At 73.9% G+C, this 16,618-nt stretch carries 14 protein-coding genes and 1 pseudogene; 6 read left to right on the forward strand and 9 right to left on the reverse strand.

The window, feature by feature from the left end; translation table 11 throughout:
- Positions 1 to 64: 64 nt before the first annotated feature.
- On the reverse strand, positions 65 to 1,159 hold the full coding sequence (locus tag ABEE00_RS15135; protein WP_345745979.1) for a DUF2637 domain-containing protein: 1,095 nt from the start codon (positions 1,157 to 1,159) through the stop codon (positions 65 to 67).
- A gap of 141 nt (positions 1,160 to 1,300) precedes the next feature.
- On the reverse strand, positions 1,301 to 2,161 hold the full coding sequence (locus ABEE00_RS15140) for a (2Fe-2S)-binding protein (RefSeq protein ID WP_345745980.1): 861 nt from the start codon (positions 2,159 to 2,161) through the stop codon (positions 1,301 to 1,303).
- Between the two features lie 253 nt (positions 2,162 to 2,414).
- Here ABEE00_RS15140 and ABEE00_RS15145 point away from each other — a divergent pair, with 253 nt between their 5' ends.
- Positions 2,415 to 3,113, forward strand: a complete 699-nt coding sequence (locus tag ABEE00_RS15145) for a GntR family transcriptional regulator (protein ID WP_345745981.1) — start codon at positions 2,415 to 2,417, stop codon at positions 3,111 to 3,113.
- Between the two features lie 219 nt (positions 3,114 to 3,332).
- Here the strand turns inward: ABEE00_RS15145 and ABEE00_RS15150 are convergent, their stop codons facing one another.
- Positions 3,333 to 5,168: a protein phosphatase 2C domain-containing protein gene (locus tag ABEE00_RS15150; RefSeq protein ID WP_345745982.1), complete on the reverse strand. Its 1,836-nt coding sequence runs from the start codon at positions 5,166 to 5,168 to the stop codon at positions 3,333 to 3,335.
- 122 nt (positions 5,169 to 5,290) lie between these two features.
- Between ABEE00_RS15150 and ABEE00_RS15155 the strand changes: the two genes are divergently transcribed.
- Positions 5,291 to 5,773 carry a DUF456 domain-containing protein gene (locus ABEE00_RS15155; RefSeq protein WP_345746192.1) on the forward strand — a complete coding sequence of 161 codons (483 nt, stop codon included), beginning with the start codon at positions 5,291 to 5,293 and terminating at the stop codon, positions 5,771 to 5,773.
- A 69-nt stretch (positions 5,774 to 5,842) separates the two neighbouring features.
- Entirely contained in the window at positions 5,843 to 6,289 is a 447-nt protein-coding gene (locus ABEE00_RS15160) for a PPOX class F420-dependent oxidoreductase (protein WP_345745983.1), read from the forward strand.
- 19 nt (positions 6,290 to 6,308) lie between these two features.
- Here ABEE00_RS15160 and ABEE00_RS15165 read toward each other — a convergent pair whose 3' ends face one another.
- The 5 genes from ABEE00_RS15165 to ABEE00_RS15185 all read right to left on the reverse strand — a co-directional run bounded on the left by ABEE00_RS15165 (position 6,309) and on the right by ABEE00_RS15185 (position 11,555).
- On the reverse strand, positions 6,309 to 6,794 hold the full coding sequence (locus ABEE00_RS15165) for a methylated-DNA--[protein]-cysteine S-methyltransferase (RefSeq protein WP_345745984.1): 486 nt from the start codon (positions 6,792 to 6,794) through the stop codon (positions 6,309 to 6,311).
- Positions 6,791 to 8,296 (reverse strand): AlkA N-terminal domain-containing protein, encoded by a 1,506-nt coding sequence (locus ABEE00_RS15170; protein ID WP_345746193.1) that lies wholly within the window; start codon positions 8,294 to 8,296, stop codon positions 6,791 to 6,793. Before ABEE00_RS15170 ends, ABEE00_RS15165 begins: the two co-directional genes overlap by 4 nt.
- 363 nt (positions 8,297 to 8,659) lie before the next feature.
- Positions 8,660 to 9,172, reverse strand: a complete 513-nt coding sequence (locus ABEE00_RS15175; protein WP_345746194.1) for a hypothetical protein — start codon at positions 9,170 to 9,172, stop codon at positions 8,660 to 8,662.
- Between the two features lie 44 nt (positions 9,173 to 9,216).
- On the reverse strand, positions 9,217 to 10,218 hold the full coding sequence (rsgA, locus tag ABEE00_RS15180; RefSeq protein WP_345745985.1) for a ribosome small subunit-dependent GTPase A: 1,002 nt from the start codon (positions 10,216 to 10,218) through the stop codon (positions 9,217 to 9,219).
- 167 nt (positions 10,219 to 10,385) lie between these two features.
- Positions 10,386 to 11,555, reverse strand: a complete 1,170-nt coding sequence (locus ABEE00_RS15185; RefSeq protein ID WP_345745986.1) for a YihY/virulence factor BrkB family protein — start codon at positions 11,553 to 11,555, stop codon at positions 10,386 to 10,388.
- An 18-nt stretch (positions 11,556 to 11,573) separates the two neighbouring features.
- Between ABEE00_RS15185 and ABEE00_RS15190 the strand changes: the two genes are divergently transcribed.
- Positions 11,574 to 13,250: an acyl-CoA dehydrogenase family protein gene (locus tag ABEE00_RS15190; protein WP_345745987.1), complete on the forward strand. Its 1,677-nt coding sequence runs from the start codon at positions 11,574 to 11,576 to the stop codon at positions 13,248 to 13,250.
- A 290-nt stretch (positions 13,251 to 13,540) separates the two neighbouring features.
- Positions 13,541 to 14,302: pseudogene (locus ABEE00_RS15195) on the forward strand (GNAT family N-acetyltransferase); the annotation flags it as partial.
- 176 nt (positions 14,303 to 14,478) lie between these two features.
- On the opposite strand, the gene ABEE00_RS15200 reads toward ABEE00_RS15195, so the two are convergent.
- Positions 14,479 to 15,123, reverse strand: a complete 645-nt coding sequence (locus ABEE00_RS15200; RefSeq protein WP_345745988.1) for a TetR/AcrR family transcriptional regulator — start codon at positions 15,121 to 15,123, stop codon at positions 14,479 to 14,481.
- A 235-nt stretch (positions 15,124 to 15,358) separates the two neighbouring features.
- Between ABEE00_RS15200 and ABEE00_RS15205 the strand changes: the two genes are divergently transcribed.
- Positions 15,359 to 16,585 carry a cytochrome P450 family protein gene (locus tag ABEE00_RS15205; RefSeq protein ID WP_345745989.1) on the forward strand — a complete coding sequence of 409 codons (1,227 nt, stop codon included), beginning with the start codon at positions 15,359 to 15,361 and terminating at the stop codon, positions 16,583 to 16,585.
- The last annotated feature ends 33 nt before the right edge of the window (positions 16,586 to 16,618 follow it).

Below are 16,618 nucleotides of genomic sequence, written 5' to 3' on the forward strand. Positions count from 1 at the left end.
CCTCGGGGGCGACAGGGGGTCAGGGGATCAACGGGTCACAGCTCAGCCGCAGCTCAGCCGCGCCTCAGCCGAACTGCCGCTCGATCTCGGCGAGTTTCTCCTCCAGCGTGTCGAGCCGGGGGCTGGCGGCGTTGGACTTCCCCTCCTCCTCGCGCTGTTCCGCGGGGGCGTCGGAGGAGGGCCGCTCGGCCCGTTCCGCGCCGCGTTCGGAGCCGCGCGCGGCGCCCTCGTCCACGACCGCCTGCAACGCGGGCCGCGACCTCACCGGCAACTGACCGGGCACCGCCGCCTCTTCGGCGACCGGCGCGACCGCGGGAGCGGGCGCAGGCTCCGCCGCGGGAAGCCGCGCACCGCGTCCCCAACCGCGCCCGCGGTGCTGGCGGTTGAGCTCCTTCACGCGCGCACGCTCCAGCTTCTCCTGCTCCTTCCTGCGGATACGATCCTGCTCCGTCTTGCGGCGCTCGTCCCGTACCTCGTCCACCGCCTCGTCCAGCGTGCGCACGCCCTCCAGCAGCATCAGCGACCACGCGCCGAACGTCTCGCGCGGCGCCCGCACCCAGCGCGCGACCCGGATCTGCGGCAACGGGCGCGGCACCAGACCCTGTTCGCGCAGCGCGGCGCGGCGGGTCTGCTTCAGCGCCCTGTCGAAGAGGATCGCGGCGGACAGCGACATCCCGGCGAAGAACTGCGGGGCGCCGTCGTGGCCCATGCCGCGCGGCGCGTGCACCCAGTTGAACCACGCGGCCGCGCCGGCGAAGAGCCACACCAGCAGCCGCGAGCCGAGCGAGGCGTCACCGTGGCTGGCCTCCCGTACGGCGATCACGGCGGAGAACATGGCCGCGCCGTCCAGGCCGAACGGGACGAGGTACTCCCACCCGCCGGAAAGCTGGAGGTTCTGCCGGCCGAAGCCGACGAGCCCGTGGAAGGAGAGGGCCGCTGCGACCGCGGCGCAGCAGAACAACAGCAGATAGGCGGCGGTGGCGTACACCGTCTCCTTGCGGCGGCGGCGCTCCTCCATGCGCTCCCAGGAGTCCGCGGCCTCGGCCTTGCGGTCCTGCTGCTTGCGCGAGTGGCCCATCACCAGAACCGCCGCCAGGGTGCCGACGAGCAGTACGGCGCTCGCCACGACCCAGTTCAGCGGTATGTCCGTCAGTCTCATCGGGGTGCCCCTGCTCGGGTCGGTCGGCTGTCTTCCGCCGAGCATCTTGGCTCAGCGGCGCGACCGAGCAGGGGGATTCGCCACAAGAGGCCGCCAACGGGCGGCAGTGCCCACGGATAGGTGGATTTTCGGTCGAACGGGTTACCGAGTGGGGGCCAGTCGCTCGATACGCTCGGCATCCCTGGTCCGCGGGCAGGTGACGCAGGTCTCCTCGGGACGCAGCGTGTAGTACATGCAGCAGCTCGCCCGGTCCCGGGTCTGCAGCCGCTCCCCGCAGGGCCCGCTCAGCTCGCGGAAGGAGGCGCCGCGCGCGTACGGGGCGGTGCGGCCCGGCAGCAGCGCCGCGGCCTCCCGCACGGCCCGCTTCTCCTCGCCGAGCAGCCGCCCCAGGTACCAGACGCCCTCGGTGATCTCGTCCGTCGCCATGCCCCACAGGGCCCGCGCACCCCTGCGCACCCGCGGCCTGAAGCCCTCCAGTACCGGCTCCATGTGCTCGGCCACGGCCGCGCGCACCTCGGCGCGCAGGGCCTCCTCGCCGGGCACGGTCCTCGCCCCCGCAGAGCCGCCCGCCGGATCGCCGGGCAGGCACGCGAAGTCCTCGATGCGTACGGAGATCCGTCCCAGGTCACGGTTGTACGAGACCGCGTCCAGCGGAATGCGCGGGACCCTGCGGTGCAGGAACCAGGGCACGGTCACCAGCAGGCACAGCGGAAAGGCGTAGCGGTGCAGCGCGAAGCTGGCGATCACGTCGGGGCGCCCCTGCTGCCCGTAGTCGCGCTCGATCTGGGCCGCGTCCCAGGCGAGGAAGGCGTCGGCCGCAGGGCCGCCCTCCGCGAGACTGCGCGCGGTGATCCATCCCTCGCCGGTCAGCGGGGCCGCGCTCTCGATCACCTGAAGTGTGGGAAACACCTCGGTCAGCCGGTCGTAGGCCGCGGTGAGCGGGGAAGCGGAACCGGTCGCGGGCGCGGTGCCGTGGGATACGGCGGGTGCGTTCACGGCCATGGGGACCACCGATTCAACAGATCACGAACAGGTAAGGCTTACCTTAGCTGAAAAGATCGAGGTTTGAACTCCGGCCACGCCCGCCTATCGTTCTCAATCGTTCTCATACATCGCCTGGAGGGGACAGATGGAGCAGACCAGATCGGAGACCGCCATACGGGCGTCTCACGCAGCGCTCCGGCCCAGCGTCCCCACGCAGACCCGGCAGGGCGGGGCTCCGGTGCGCGGAGATGCTCCAGTGCGCGGAGAGCATGTGCACAGCGAGCCGGCGGCGCCGGCCGCGCCTGTGGTGCCGCCGGCGCCCGAGCCTCCTGCTGCGGCTTCCGGGCGGAAGATGCCGCGGCGGCACTCCGTACGGGGGCAGGTGCTGGAAGCCCTTCGCGAGGCCCTGCTGTCCGGTGAACTCGCGCCCGGCGAGGTGCATTCCGCGCCCGCGCTGGCCGAGCGCTTCGGGGTCTCGCCGACGCCCGTACGCGAGGCCATGCAGCAGCTGGCCAGCGAGGGCGCGGTGGAGACGGTGCCCAACCGCGGCTTCCGCGTCGCCGAGTTCAGCGCGCGCGACCTGGCCGAACTCTCCGAGATCCGGATGCTGTTGGAGATTCCCACGGTGCTGCGGGCCGCGCACAGCGCGCCCCGCGAGCGGTGGGAGGAGCTGCGGCCGCTCGCCGAGGAGACGCTGACGGCGGCCACCGGGGGCGACCGGGTGGCGTACGCGGCCGCCGACCGCGCCTTCCACCGCGCGGTCCTGGAGGTCACAGGGAACCGGCGCCTCGTCGAGATCGTCGACGACGTCCAGCGCAGGGTGCAGCGCCGCCCGGCCCCCGTCCCCGGCTCCCGCAGCGCGGCGGCCTTGTTGGGCGAGGCCTCCGAACACGTGGCCCTGCTCGACGCGTTGACGAGCCGCGACGTGGTGACGGCTGAGCGGCTGATGCGGGATCACGCAACGCTTTAGCGCTTCGCTTGGCCGGCCGCCTGTGCGGCGCCGCGCTGTGACCGCCGGTCGGCCGCGCTTGTGGTTGCTTCCCGCTGCGGCGGGATGTGGGTTGGGTGGTTGCGCCCGACTTGTGAGTTACGGGCCTGCCACCGACGCTCCGCGCCGGCCGCAGCCCCTCCGCCCGGTCTGCGGCGTCCGCGGATTGCGTACGAGCCGTCGCGCCTGGTCTGTGGTTCCTTACGCCTCCCAGACCGCTGCCGCCGTGCGGTCGTTCGCGTAGCCGCGTACGCGGAGCTGTACGTCGGCGAGGTACGCGGCGAGCCCCGGCGGCTGCGCACGGCCCGCCCACCGCACGGCGAGCTCGTTCGCGAACTCCCGCTCCCCACGAAGCGGTTCCGCCAACCCCGCGCTGCACAGCAACAACGTGTCCCCCTTCTGCCCCACACTCGCCCGGAACCGGAACGGCCGCGGCACCGACACCGCCGGCGCGAAACCGGGCGGCAACGACTCGGGCGAGGGCGCCTCGGGCCCGGCCGCACCCAGACGCATCGTGGCCCGCGGATCCGCCGCCGGCTCGGCCCCGTACGAGAGCACGGGCCCGCCCACCGCATCGGACTCCCGCGCGCTCGGCTCGATGTCCTGCCACTCCCCCTCGCGCAGCCGGAACAGCCCGCCCGACCCGACCCCGAAGAACACCCTGGTCGCGCACTCGGGGTCGGCGGGCAGCAGGAGGCAGCGCAGGTCGGCGGTGTAGTCCTCGGGTTCGAGGCCGAGGGCGGCGGCCTGGGCGCGGAGCTTGCCGTACGCGCGGTCGGTCAGCCGGTTGAGGCCGGACTTGAGCGCGCCGCGGCGGCCGAGCCTGATGTCCTCGGAGAGGCGGGCGTGGCTGCGGCCGACGGCACTGCCGATGGTCTGGCACAGTTCGCGCGCGGCACGGTGCGCGTCCGTGCCGCCGCGCGGGCCCGAGGCGATCGCGACGAGCAGCAGCGCGTCGTCCTCCGTCCCGAACCGGGCGTTGAGCAGCGCCTCTTGGCGCACCGCCGCGCGGTACCGCGCCGAGTCACCGCGCAACGACACGGCGCGCAACGTGAGCGCGCCGTGCTGTGCGCCGTCGAGCACGGTGTCGGGCGCGAGTTCGCCGAGCGCGGCGGGGTCGGCGAGCGGGAGGGTGGTGGGTTCGGGGTCATAAGCAGGCGGCGCTTCCCCCGTAAACGAGGGTCCAGCAACGACTTCGGCCGCCCGAACATCAAACGCGGGCCCCGCGCCTTCCTCGGCCTCCGGGGCCGGGGCGGGCTCGGACTCCGCCGCCTCCTCCAGTTCCGGAGCCACCGCGGTTTCCGGCACGGGCTCGGCCGGGGCCGACTCGGACTCCGGGGCCGACTCGGATTCCGGCGCGGAGCCGGATTCCGGCGCGGAGCCGGATTCCGGCGCGGACTCGGGCTCCGGAGGGGCCTCGGGTGTCCGGGCCGCCGCCTCCTCCCAGGGCGCGACCGGAGCTTCCTCGGGGGGCTGGGGCGTCTCGGGCTCCGCGGCCTCCGTGGGGCCCTCGGCACTCAAAGGCGTCTCGGGGGTGGCCCAATCGGGTGCCGGAGCCGTTTCGGGCGTCAGGGGGCCCTCAGGGGCGGGGGTCGCCTCGGCGGCCGTGCCCTCCCCTGACCTCGGGGTCGGGAAGGCCCTGGGGTCCGCGCCCTCCCCTGACACCAGGGTCGGGTCCGGGGGCTCTTCGAGGTGGGGCGGCTCCGAACCGGGCGCCCGTTCAGGGCGCGGGGACGCCTCGGGGGCCGAAGACCGCTCGGGGCGTGGGGCCGCGGCCCCCTCCGGGCTGTCCGAGGTGTCCGGGGCCTCCTGGGGCGCTGTCGGCGGTGGGCCGTATTCACCCTCGGGGACCCGTGGGGCGGGGAGGGGCGGGGCCGATTCGGGGCCCACCGTGTTGCGGATGGAGGTGTAGCGGTCGTCGAGGGTGTCGCCTGCTCGGGTGCGGCCGGTGTCGGGTGACTCGGGGTCGTACAACTCGGCCCACCAGTCGTCCCGTTCGGCCTGCCGTGGTTCGCGGTGCTCCCCCTGCTGGCTCATGCCCATATTGTCCACCGTGCTCCGGTCCGGGGAAGGCCGCTCGGAAAGTTCAGACCGGTTCCCTCCGGCGGGCGTACGGGATGACCGTCCGGCAGGCTTGGGCCATGGGGACCACGGGGACGATGGGCGCCTGGCAGCATCTGCTGGTCGGCATGGTGATGCTGCTGGGACTGCTGGGCACCGTGCTGCCGGCGATCCCGGGGCCGCTCGTCGTCTGGGCCGCGGTCTTCTGGTGGGCCATGACCGTGCAGACCTCCACGGCGTGGTGGCTGCTGGTGGCCTCGACGGGGCTGCTGCTCGCCCAGCAGGCGGTGCAGCTCGTGCTCCCCGACCGGCTGCGCCGGCCGCGGGAAGTGCCGCGCGGCGCGCTGCTGTTGGCGGGCTGCGGGGGCATCGCGGGGTTCTTCGTGATCCCCGTGGTGGGCGCCGTACCGGGGTTCCTCGGGGGTGTCTACGGGTGGGAGCGCGCCCGGCTCGGCAGCCACGGGGCCGCGGCCGCCTCGACGCGTACGACGATGCGCGCATGCGGCTGGCGGACCCTCGTACAGCTCATGGCGTGCCTGCTGGTGGCGGGCGGCTGGCTGGGCCTGGTCCTCTGGTCCTGAGTCCGGTGCGCCGGCACATGGGTCCGGCGGCCGATGACCCCTACGGGGTGCGGATGCCAGCGTGGGGCCATGAGCGACACGAGGGAAACACCCGGGAACAGCACACGCCGCCGGAGCCTCGACGCCGCCGAACTGGCCTACCTGCGCACCCAGCGCCTCGGCCGGCTCGCGACCGTGGACCCCTCGGGGCAGCCGCAGGCCAATCCGGTGGGGTTCTTCCCGCAGGACGACGGCACGATCCTGACCGGCGGCTTCGCACTCGGGAAGACCAAACGCTGGCGGAACCTGCGGGCCAACCCCAAGCTCTCGCTCGTCGTCGACGACGTCGCGGGGCCGCTGCCCCAGGGCGCGCGCGGCGTGGAGATCCGCGGCGAGGCCGAGCTGCTGACGGGGCGGCCGCACGGCCTCGGCGCCGGGATGAGCGACGAGCTGATCCGCATCCACCCGCGGTGGGTGCACAGCTGGGGCCTGGAGAACGGTACGGGGAACGACACGGACAACGGCACGGCGGAGTGAGCCGCCGGGACCGGGGCCTTCACTCCGGCAACGCGCCCTCCAGCTCCAGCAGTTGCCGCTTGCGCTCCAGCCCGCCCGCGTACCCCGTAAGGGTGCCGTCGGCGCCGATCACGCGGTGGCAGGGGCGCACGATCAGCAGCGGGTTGGCGCCGACCGCGCCCCCGACGGCGCGCACCGCCGCGCGGGAGGCGCCGATGCGGGCCGCGAGCTCCCCGTAGGTGGTGGTCGCCCCGTAGGGGATGGTCTCCAGCGCCTCCCACACCCGGCGCCTGAACTCCGTACCGGGCGTCGCGAACTCCAGCCGGAATTCCTTGAGTTCACCGGCGAAATAGGCGTCGAGCTGGGCCCGGGCCTCCCGGAAGGCGGAGTCGTCGCGCGCCAGACCGTCCGTGGCCGGCGCGCCCGTCTGGCCGGGCACGGTGAGCGAGGCGAGCGCGCCGTCCGCCGTGCCGGTGAGCAGCAGCGTGCCCAGGGGGCTGTCGTACGTGGTGAAGCGGGCGGTCATCGGGCGCTCTCCTCGTCGGCGGTGTCGGTGGTGCCGGTGGCGTTCCAGAGGTGGTGCAGGGCGTACGAGCGCCAGGGCCGCCACTGCCCCGAGCTCGCGGGGTCGGCCCCCGTAAGGGTCAGGCCATGGCGTACCCCCGCATCGCCCGGAAGGAAGACGTCGGGGTCGGACAGGGCGCGCATCCGGATGTAGCCGGCCGTCCAGGGGCCGATGCCGCTCAGCGCCAGCAGCGCGCGCTCGGCCTCGTCCCGGTCGGCGCCGGGGTCGAGGACGACCCCGCCGTCGGCGACGGCGGCGCTCAGGCCGCGCAGCGCGGAGCGGCGCGACTCCGGCATGCCGAGCTCGGCGAGGCCCGCCCCGGCCAGCACGCCCGGCTCGGGGAACAGGTGCGTGAGCCCACCGTCCTGCGCGGCCAGCGGCTTCCCGTACGCGGAGACCAGGGTCCCCCCTAGGGTGCGGGCGGCGCCGACGGTGATCTGCTGGCCGAGCACGGCCCGCACGGCGAGCTCGTACGGGTCGGCGGCGCCCGGCGAGCGCAGCCCCGGGTGCGCGGCGGCGAGGGTGCCGAGGGCCGGGTCCCTGCCGAGGGTCTCGGCGACCGCGTACGGGTCGGCGTCCAGGTCGAAGAGGCGCCGCACGCGCTGCACGGCCGTGGTCAGATCGCGCGGGTCGGCGAGGTGCAGCCGGCACTCCAGCCAGCCGCGCCGCTCCTCGGGCGGCTCGGCGACCTCGGCGACGCCGCTGCCGTACGGGAGGCGCAGGGTGCGGCGGTAGGTGCGGGCGCCGGTGGCGGGATCCGCCGTGACCTCCTCGACGCCCGGGATGGCGCGGCGCTCCAGGAAGCCGAAGACCTGCCGGGCCGCGTACGGGCCGCGGTGCGCGAGGCGCAGGGGTACGCCGTTGCCGTGCGCGCGGTGCAGGGCGCGCGCCGGCCCGTGGCCACCGCGCGCCGCGTTCTCGCGCAGCGCCGTGGGGGTGCGGGCGTAGATCTCGCGCAGGGTGTCGTTGAACTGGCGCACGCTCGCGAAGCCGGAGGCGAAGGCGATCTCCGTGACCGGCAGCTCCGTGGTCTGGAGCAGCACCCTTGCGGTGTGGGCGCGCTGGGCGCGGGCGAGGGCCACGGGGCCAGCGCCGAGTTCCGCGGTGAGCTGGCGTTGCACCTGGCGCGGGCTGTAGCCGAGGCGGGCCGCGAGGCCTGCGACGCCCTCGCGGTCGACGACGCCGTCGGCGATCATGCGCATGGCGCGGCCTGTGAGGTCGGCGCGTACGTTCCACTCCGCCGAGCCGGGGACCGCGTCGGGGCGGCAGCGGCGGCAGGCGCGGTAGCCGGCGCCCTGGGCGGCGGCTGCGGACGGGTAGAACGTGACGTTCTCCCGTTTCGGGGTGACGGCGGGGCAGCTCGGGCGGCAGTAGATGCCGGTTGTCTTTACGCCGAGGTAGAACACGCCGTCGAAGCGGGCGTCGCGGCTGCGGACCGCTTCGTACCTGCTGTCGTTGGTCATCACGTGTCCATTGTGTGCCGCGCCGCGCCGCGCTTCTGGCGGGTTTCGGACATGGCTGTCCGGCCCCCGCGTTCCGGGGCTGCGCCCCGGGCCCCGTTAGGAGCGAGGCTGGGCGGGTGCAGGGGGCTGCGGTTCCGGTGTGCCCACCCGTTCCGCCCCTAGCGGAACGACTGCCCACACCTAGTAGGGGGTAGCGCCAGGCGCGCCGGCTCGTACGTAACCCGCGGACGCCGCAGACCGGGCGGAGGCCCGGCCGGAGGCGCGGAGCGTCGTAGGGCGGGCCGTAAGGCACAAAGTCGGGCGCAACCACACACCCAAAACCCGCCGCAGCGGAAAGCGACCAAAAGCGCGGCCGACCGGCGGTCAAAGCAGGCGCTGGAGTAGGCCCCAAGTGAACTCGGCCGTCAGCTCGGAAAGGTGACCCGACTCATCCGGGGCAGTAAAGGCGAGCCGCCAGCGCGAAGGCGCTGAGCCCTCCAGCGGGCGGGCCGGGGGAAACGCTCGGGCCACCTCGTCCACCGTGCAGGACCACGGCACCAGATCCTCGACACCACGCAACACGGGTGCGGACGCCCCCGGCGCCCGCACCAGCCACTCATTCCACACCGCGCCGCCAGGCGCGACCATCACCTCGAACCGCAACGTGGCCCAGAGCGGAAGCTCCCAGCTCAGGGCCTCGCACGCGAGGTCGCCGATGCGGCGCGGGACGGACGCGACGGGCGGGCCCAGCACGGAGCGGTACCGCGAGACCGCGCCCCGCCCCCGCGGCGAGCGGATCATCGCCTGCCACCGCCTGTTCGCCTCCCGCATCTCGGCGCGGTCGGCGCCGAGCGCGCGCAGCGCGTCCTCCACGCGCCCCTGCTGGAAGTCCGCCATGCGGCGCAGCAGCACGAGCTGGAATTCACGACGGCCGAAGGTGCTCACGGCCGCACGTTACCGCCGCGCCCCGCGCTCTCCCGCAGCAGCTTCCGGTAGCTCTCGAGACGGCGTACCGACAGCGCCCCCTCCTCCACGGCGGCGAGCACCGCGCACCCCGGTTCGGAACCGTGCCCGCAGTCGTGGAAGCGGCAGCCCTCGGCCAGAGCTTCGACATCGGCGAAGGCCCGCGCGATCCCCTCCCCCGCGTCCCACAGCCCGACCCCGCGCAGGCCAGGGGTGTCGATCAGCACGCCGCCCCCGCGCTCGGCGGGCAACGGCAGCAGGTCGCGCGCGGTGGTGGTGTGCCGCCCCTTGCCGCCGCTGTCGCGGATGGCCCGTACGTCCTGGACGTCCTCCCCCAGCAGCGCGTTGGCCAGCGTGGACTTGCCCGCTCCCGACTGGCCGAGCAGTACGCAGCTACCCCCGGCGACGGCGGCGTACAGCGCGTCGAGGCCGAGCCCGGACGTCGCGCTCACGGCCAGTACGGGCACGCCGGGCGCCGACTCCCCGGTGTCGGCGACGAGCCGGCCGAGCGTCACGGGGTCCGGCACGAGGTCGGCCTTGGTGAGCGCGACCAGCGGCTGCGCCCCGCTCGCCCAGGCCAGCGAGACGAACCGCTCGACGCGCCCGGGATCGGGATCGGCGGTCAGCGACACGGCGACCAGCGCGTGGTCGATATTGGCCGCCAGCACCTGGCCGGTCGCGGGCTTCTCCGAGCGCCGCGAGGACACGGCCCGCACGAAGGCGGTCCGCCGCGGCAGCACCGCCCGCACCTCGGGCTCCGCGCCGTCGCCCCGTACCCGTACGGCGATCCAGTCGCCCGTGCACAGCGCGCGGGCCGGATCGGCGCCGGCCACGGCCGCGGTACGGGCGCTCAGCCGACCCTCGGGGCCGACCGCCTCACACGCTCCGCGGTCGACCCGTACGACACGGGCGGGCAGCAGGCCCTCCTCCTCGTACGGGGCGAAGGCGTCGGCGACGGCGGTGTCCCAGCCGTGGCGCATCAGCAGCGGCGTACCAGGAAAAGCGGGAGAAGAAGGAGACGAGGGAGAATTAGCGGAAAAAGGACGGGAGTTCACATCATGCGCCCTTCGCGAGGCTGAGCGCTCACGCTAAGCGGCGCGCACGGAGCGGCGCCAAGGATTTTCCCGCGGGTCCCGTGCCCTGCTGCTCAGCGCCGGTTGCGGGTGCGCAGCCTGCCGCGTACGTCGCCGTGCGGGAGGAACTTCGTCCAGCGCTCGGGGAATTCGGCGGGCGGGTTCGCGGTGTCGCCCGCTTCCTTGTCCGCACCCTCCTCGCCGCCCTCGCTCTCCGCCTCGCGCATCGCGCGGCGCGCCGCGGCCGCCGCGACGACCTCGGCCGCGGCGTCCTCGCGCGCCTTCTCGGTGACGCGGCGCGCCGCGGCGGTGGCGACGGAGGGCCACACGTGGTCGATGGCCGCGTTCACCGCGGCCCCCACCAACACGGCGAAGGCGGACACCCCGATCCACAACAGCACCGCGACGGGGGCGGCCAGTGACCCGTAGAAGGACGGCCCCTCCACCGTCGTGGTGATGTAGATCCGCAGCAGGAAGCTGCCCAGCACCCACATCGCGAGCGCGACCAGCGCGCCGGGGATGTCCTCCCGCCAGGGCGAACGCACGGGCACGGACACGTGGTAGAGGGTCGTCAGGAAGACGACCGAGAGCAGCAGCACGGTCGGCCAGTAGAAGACGCTGACCAGCCATTGCGCCTGGGGTACGAGGCGCAGCACGGCGTCAGGTCCCGCCACCATGAGCGGCAGCGCGACGGCGCCGATGAGCAGGGCCACCAGATAGAGCACGAAGGACAACAGCCGCGTCTTCACGATGCCGCGCTGGCCGTCCAGCCCGTACATCACGGTGATCGTGTCGATGAAGACGGCGACCGCGCGCGAGCCCGACCACAGCGCCAGCGCGAAGCCGAGCGAGATCACATCCGGCCTGCCACCCCTGATGACGTCGTCGATGAGCGGGCGCGCGAGCTGGTCGACGCCCCGGTCGGAGAGCACCGCGGCCGACGCGTCGAGGAAGTTCGTACGGATCGAGGCGATGGTGTCGGTGCCGATCCACAGGTCGAGGTAGCCGAGCATCCCGATGAGGCCGAGCAGCAGCGGCGGGATGGAGATCAGCGTGAAGAACGCGGCTTCGGCGGCGAGCCCGAGCACCCGGTACTCCATGCACGAGTTGACCGTGTCCTTGAGCAGCAGCCAGGCGAGCCGGCGCTTGGGCACGTTCCGGTACAGGACGCGCGCCCGGACCCGCGCCCGGCGCAAAGCGCCCTTGCGCCGTGGCTGCTCAGGGGTTTCGTCTGCTGCTTGCACCTCCTTAACGTATCTGGCATGCCTGCCTCGACACACACCGTCACCAACCAGGCCCCGCCCCTGGTGGACTACGACGTCTTCAGCGCGGACCCGGCCCTCACCGAGGGCGTGGCGCGGTACGCCGCCTCCCCGCACGCCGAGGAGGTGCGCTCCGAACTGGCCTCGCTGGGACGGGACGCGGGCTCGGCCGAGGCGCAGGAATGGGCCACGCAGGCGAACGAGAACGAGCCGGTGCTCCGTACGCACGACCGGTACGGGAACCGCGTCGACGAGGTGGACTTCCATCCCTCCTGGCACCGCCTGATGGACCGCGCTGTGCGGGCCGGTCTGACGGACGCCTGGTCGCGCACGGACGGACAGCTCCTGCGCACCGCGGGCTTCTACGTGTGGAGCCAGGTCGAGGCGGGGCACGGCTGCCCGGTGTCGATGACCCACGCTGCGGTGCCCGCGCTGCGCAAGGAGCCCTCGGTCGCGGCCGAGTGGGAACCGCTGCTCGCCTCGCACACGTACGACTTCGGGCTGAGCCGCCCGGCCTCCGCCAAGTCCGGGGCGATCGCCGGGATGGGCATGACGGAGAAGCAGGGCGGCAGCGACGTACGGGCGAACACGACGGTGGCCGTGCCGCTGGCCGGTGACGGCGAGTACGCGCTGACCGGGCACAAGTGGTTCTGTTCCGCGCCGATGTCGGACGTGTTCCTGGTGCTGGCGCAGGCGCCGGGCGGGCTGACGTGCTTCCTGCTGCCGCGGGTGCTGCCGGACGGGTCGCGGAACACCTTCCGCATCCAGCGCCTCAAGGACAAGCTGGGCAACCGCTCGAACGCGTCCAGCGAGGTCGAGTTCGACGGGCAGACCTGGGTGCGGCGTATCGGCGAGGAGGGCCGCGGCGTGCCGACCATCATCGAGATGGTGGCGGCCACCCGGCTGGACTGCGTGACGGGCTCGGCCGCGCTGATGCGGCAGGCCGTGGCGCAGGCGACCCACCACGCGGCGCACCGGAGCGCGTTCGGCGGCGAGCTGATCGACAAGCCGCTGATGCGGAACGTTCTCGCCGATCTCGCGCTGGAGTCCGAGGCGGCGACGACGCTGGCGCTGCGGCTGGCGGCGGCGTACGACAGCGCGGCGGGCAACGCCTCGGGCGGGGACGACCAGCAGGCCGAGCACGACCGGCAGTTGCTGCGGCTGGCGGTGCCGGTGGCCAAGTACTGGGTGACGAAGCGGGCGACGCCGCTGGCCGGCGAGGCGCTGGAGTGCCTGGGCGGCAACGGGTACGTGGAGGAGTCCGGCATGCCGCGACTGCTGCGCGAGGCGCCGCTCAACTCGATCTGGGAGGGGTCGGGGAACGTCCAGGCGCTGGACGTGCTGCGCGCGCTGCAGCGGTCGCCGGAGGCGCTGAACGCGTACCTCACGGAGGTGGGGCGGGCGCGGGGGGCCGACCACCGGCTGGACGGGGCGATCAAGGATCTGCTGGCGGAGCTGGCCGACTTGGACGGGATCGAGGCGCGGGCGCGGAGGCTGGTGGAGCGGTTGGCGTTGGTTCTTCAGGGGGCGTTGCTGGTGCGGTTCGCGCCTTCCGCCGTCGCCGACGCGTTCTGCGCCTCGCGCCTGGGGGGCGACTGGGGCGCGGCGTTCGGCACACTGCCGGCGACGCTGGACCTCGGCGCGATCGTGGATCGCGCCCGCCCCGTGACGGACTGAACGGGGCTTCGCCCCGGGCCCCGTTGGGTGCGGGGCTGGGCGGGTGCGGGGGCTGCGGTTCCGCTGTGCCCACCCGTTCCGCCCCTAGCGGAACGACTGCCCACACCTCGGTGGGGGGGCGGGGAGCGGAATCCGCGGCGCCCCCCCCCGCAGCGGGAAGCAACCACTCGTCCGAAGCCGTCGGCGGTCGTCAGGTCTTCGGCGTGCCCCGAACAGCGGCCGGGCTGCCACTCGTGGTCCACTGGTACGCGATGTCGATGGCGAGTGAAGCGCGCGGCAGCGCGCACAGCATGGAGCAGAACCTCGCGGAACACGCGGCCCATCTGCACCGGCGCACACCGGGGATGAGCGTGCGGGAGACCGGCGATCTGCTGGTCGTCGACAGCGGGTTGGACGACGACACGTTCAACATCGTTGCGGGAGCGCGCTTTTCGGCCACCGACGAGGAGACCCGCATAGCGGAGACCCTCGCGGAGCTCAAGCGCACGGGCCGCACGTTCTCGTGGTGGGTGGGCCCCGAGTCCACGCCCGGCACGCTCTCCGAGAGCCTGACCGCCGCCGGTCTCGAACCCGCCGAGTCGGAGGCCGCCATGACCGGCACGCTCGGCGACGTACCGGACCTGGAGGCGCAGCCGCCCGAGGAGCTGAGCATCCAGCCGGTCACCACCGTGGAGCGGCTGGCCGACTACGCCACCGTGCTGGCCAGCAACTGGACCCCGCCCGCCGAAACGGTGCTGCGCTTCGCCGCCGAGACCGCGCCCGCCGCGCTCGCCGAGGACTGCTCCGCCACGTACCTGGTCGGCTACCTCGACACCCGCCCCGTCGCCTGCGCCGAGGTCTTCTTCACCGAGGACACCGCCGGCCTGTACAACATCTGCACGCTGGCCCGCTTCCGCCGCCGCGGCTTCGGTACGGCGATGACCCGCGCCGCGCTGCGTACGGCCCGCGACCACGGCTACGAGACCGCCGTGCTCCAGGCGTCGGCCGACGGCGAACCGGTCTACCGCGCCCTGGGCTTCACGACCGCTGGCCACTTCACGGAGTACGCCGTCCCCGCCACGGCGCAGGCCGAGGACGAGAAGGAACCCGAGACGGAAGCCGAAGCGGAGACGGAGCCTGAAGCGGGCGCCGAGAAGGAAGCCGCAACCGAAGAAACGGCCGAGGAAGCGGCCGAAGCGCCGGAGACCGACGCGACACGCGAACGGGACGCGACCACACAAGAAGCGGCCTAACGCGGAGCGCTCCCGCTCCGCGCGATGTCCAACTCCCGCAGCGCCCCGCCCAATTCCTCCGCGCTCAGCGGTGGCGCCGGCAACGCGTGCGCGCCCTCCGCGCGGAGCCCGTCCAGCAGCAGCGCGAGCGGGCGCCGCCACGCGCCCGGCACCACCGCCTCCAGCGAGGGCACGGCCCGCCCCAGCGCCGCGAGGCTGAACAGCAGGTCCTCGACGACCACATCGCCCCGTACGAGGCCGTTCCGGGCGCACCGCTCCAGCAGTCCGCGCAGGGTCTCCGCGTTGTGCCCGTGCAGGGTCTCCAGCGTGCTGACCCCCGCGATGCCCGTCGTCATCAGGTCGTTCGCGCCGCGGTCGCCGGCGAGCACGCCGAAGACCTCCTCCAGGTAGGCGGTGAGCCCCGCCCAGGGGTCCTCGGCGGCGCGCGCCGCCTCGCCCGCCTCCAGCACCCCGGCGAGGGTGTCGTGGAAGACGGCCTCGATGAGCGCGGCGCGGTCGGGGAAGCGCCGGTACACGGTGGCGTTGCCGACCCCCGCGCGGCGGGCGATCACATCGAGCGGCGCCTCCACGCCCTGCTCCGCGTACACCTCGCGGGCCGCCGCGAGGATCAGTTCGCGGTTCCGCTGCGCATCCCTTCTCATGCGCCGCACCGTACCCGGGCCAGCCACCACGCCCGGTCCCGCGCCGTACCCGGGCCCACGCCCGCCCCAGGTCACGCACCGCATCGCACCGCATCACGCCGCACCGCACGCATCACGCCATCCCGCACCCCCGTACTGGGGACTACTCCCCACTTTGTCGTACAGTCGGCTCAGGCAAGAAACCGGGGAGCACTCCCCGATTCACCCCTGCCCTCACCGTACGACGGGAGCACCGATGCACACCGAGCACAGGCAGCAGGCGGACCACCCGGAGACCGTCGAACTCGCCGCGCTGACCGCGGACTTCAACGCCGACCCGCACACGGCGCTCGGCGCGCTCCGCGACCGCGGCCCCGTGCACCACGTCGCCTTCCCCAACGGGGACACGGCCTGGATGGTGCTCGGCTACGAGCAGGTGCGGGCCGCCCTCGCCGACACCCGCCTCGGCAACGACGTGCGGCTCTCCAGCGAGTACGACAGCGACGGCCTGTACTCGATCGGCACGAGCATGCTCCAGGTCGACCCGCCGGACCACACCAGGCTGCGCTCGCTCGTGGCCCGCGAGTTCACGGCGCGCAGGATCGGCGCGCTGCGGGCCCGCGTCGAGGAGCGGGCGCACGAGCTCCTGGACGGCATGGCGCCCAGGGGGCGCGCGGAACTGGTCGAGGAGTACGCGCTGCCGCTGCCGCTCACGGTGATCTGCGAGCTGCTGGGGGTGCCCGGCATGGACACCGCCTCGTTCCGCTCGTGGTCGACGGAGATGGTCGCGGCGACCGACCCGGAGGCGGCGACCCGCGCGATGGGCGAGATGACCGCGTACCTGACCCGGCTCATCGAGGACAAGCGGACCGCGGGGCCGGCCTCTGAGGGCGATCTGCTGCACGCGCTGGTCCGCACCCACGACGAGGACGGCGACCGCCTCGACCCCGGCGAACTCCTCGGCATGGCCTTCCTCCTGCTGGTCGCGGGCCACGAGACCACGGTCAACTCCCTCTCCAGCGCGGTGCACCTGCTGCTCTCGCACCCGGACCAGCTCGCCGCGCTGCGGGCCGACCCGGAGCTGGCGGAGGGCGCCGTGGAGGAGACGCTGCGCTTCGAACCTCCGGCGCAGGCGGGCACGTTCCGGTACGCGGCCGAGGCGCTGACCATCGCGGGCACGCACATCGGGGCCGGCGACCGCGTGGTGCTCTCGATCGCGGCGGCCAACCGCGACCCCGGCCGCTTCCACGCCCCCGAGCGCTTCGACATCCACCGCGACCTCGCCGAGGCCCGCGCCCACCTGGCCTTCGGCCACGGCGTGCACCACTGCCTCGGCGCACCCCTGGCACGCCTGGAGACGGCCATCGGCCTGCGCGCCCTGCTGGAGCGCTTCCCCGGCCTGGCGTACGACGCGACCGAGCCGGCCCCGGAGTGGAGGCCGAGCCTCCTGCGCGGCCTGCGCACGCTTCCCGTGCGCTTCTGAACCTCAGGCGTCGGCCCCGACGGGGGTGGGGCC

Origin of the sequence: Streptomyces odontomachicola (assembly GCF_039605595.1) — a bacterium.
GTDB lineage: Bacteria > Actinomycetota > Actinomycetes > Streptomycetales > Streptomycetaceae > Streptomyces.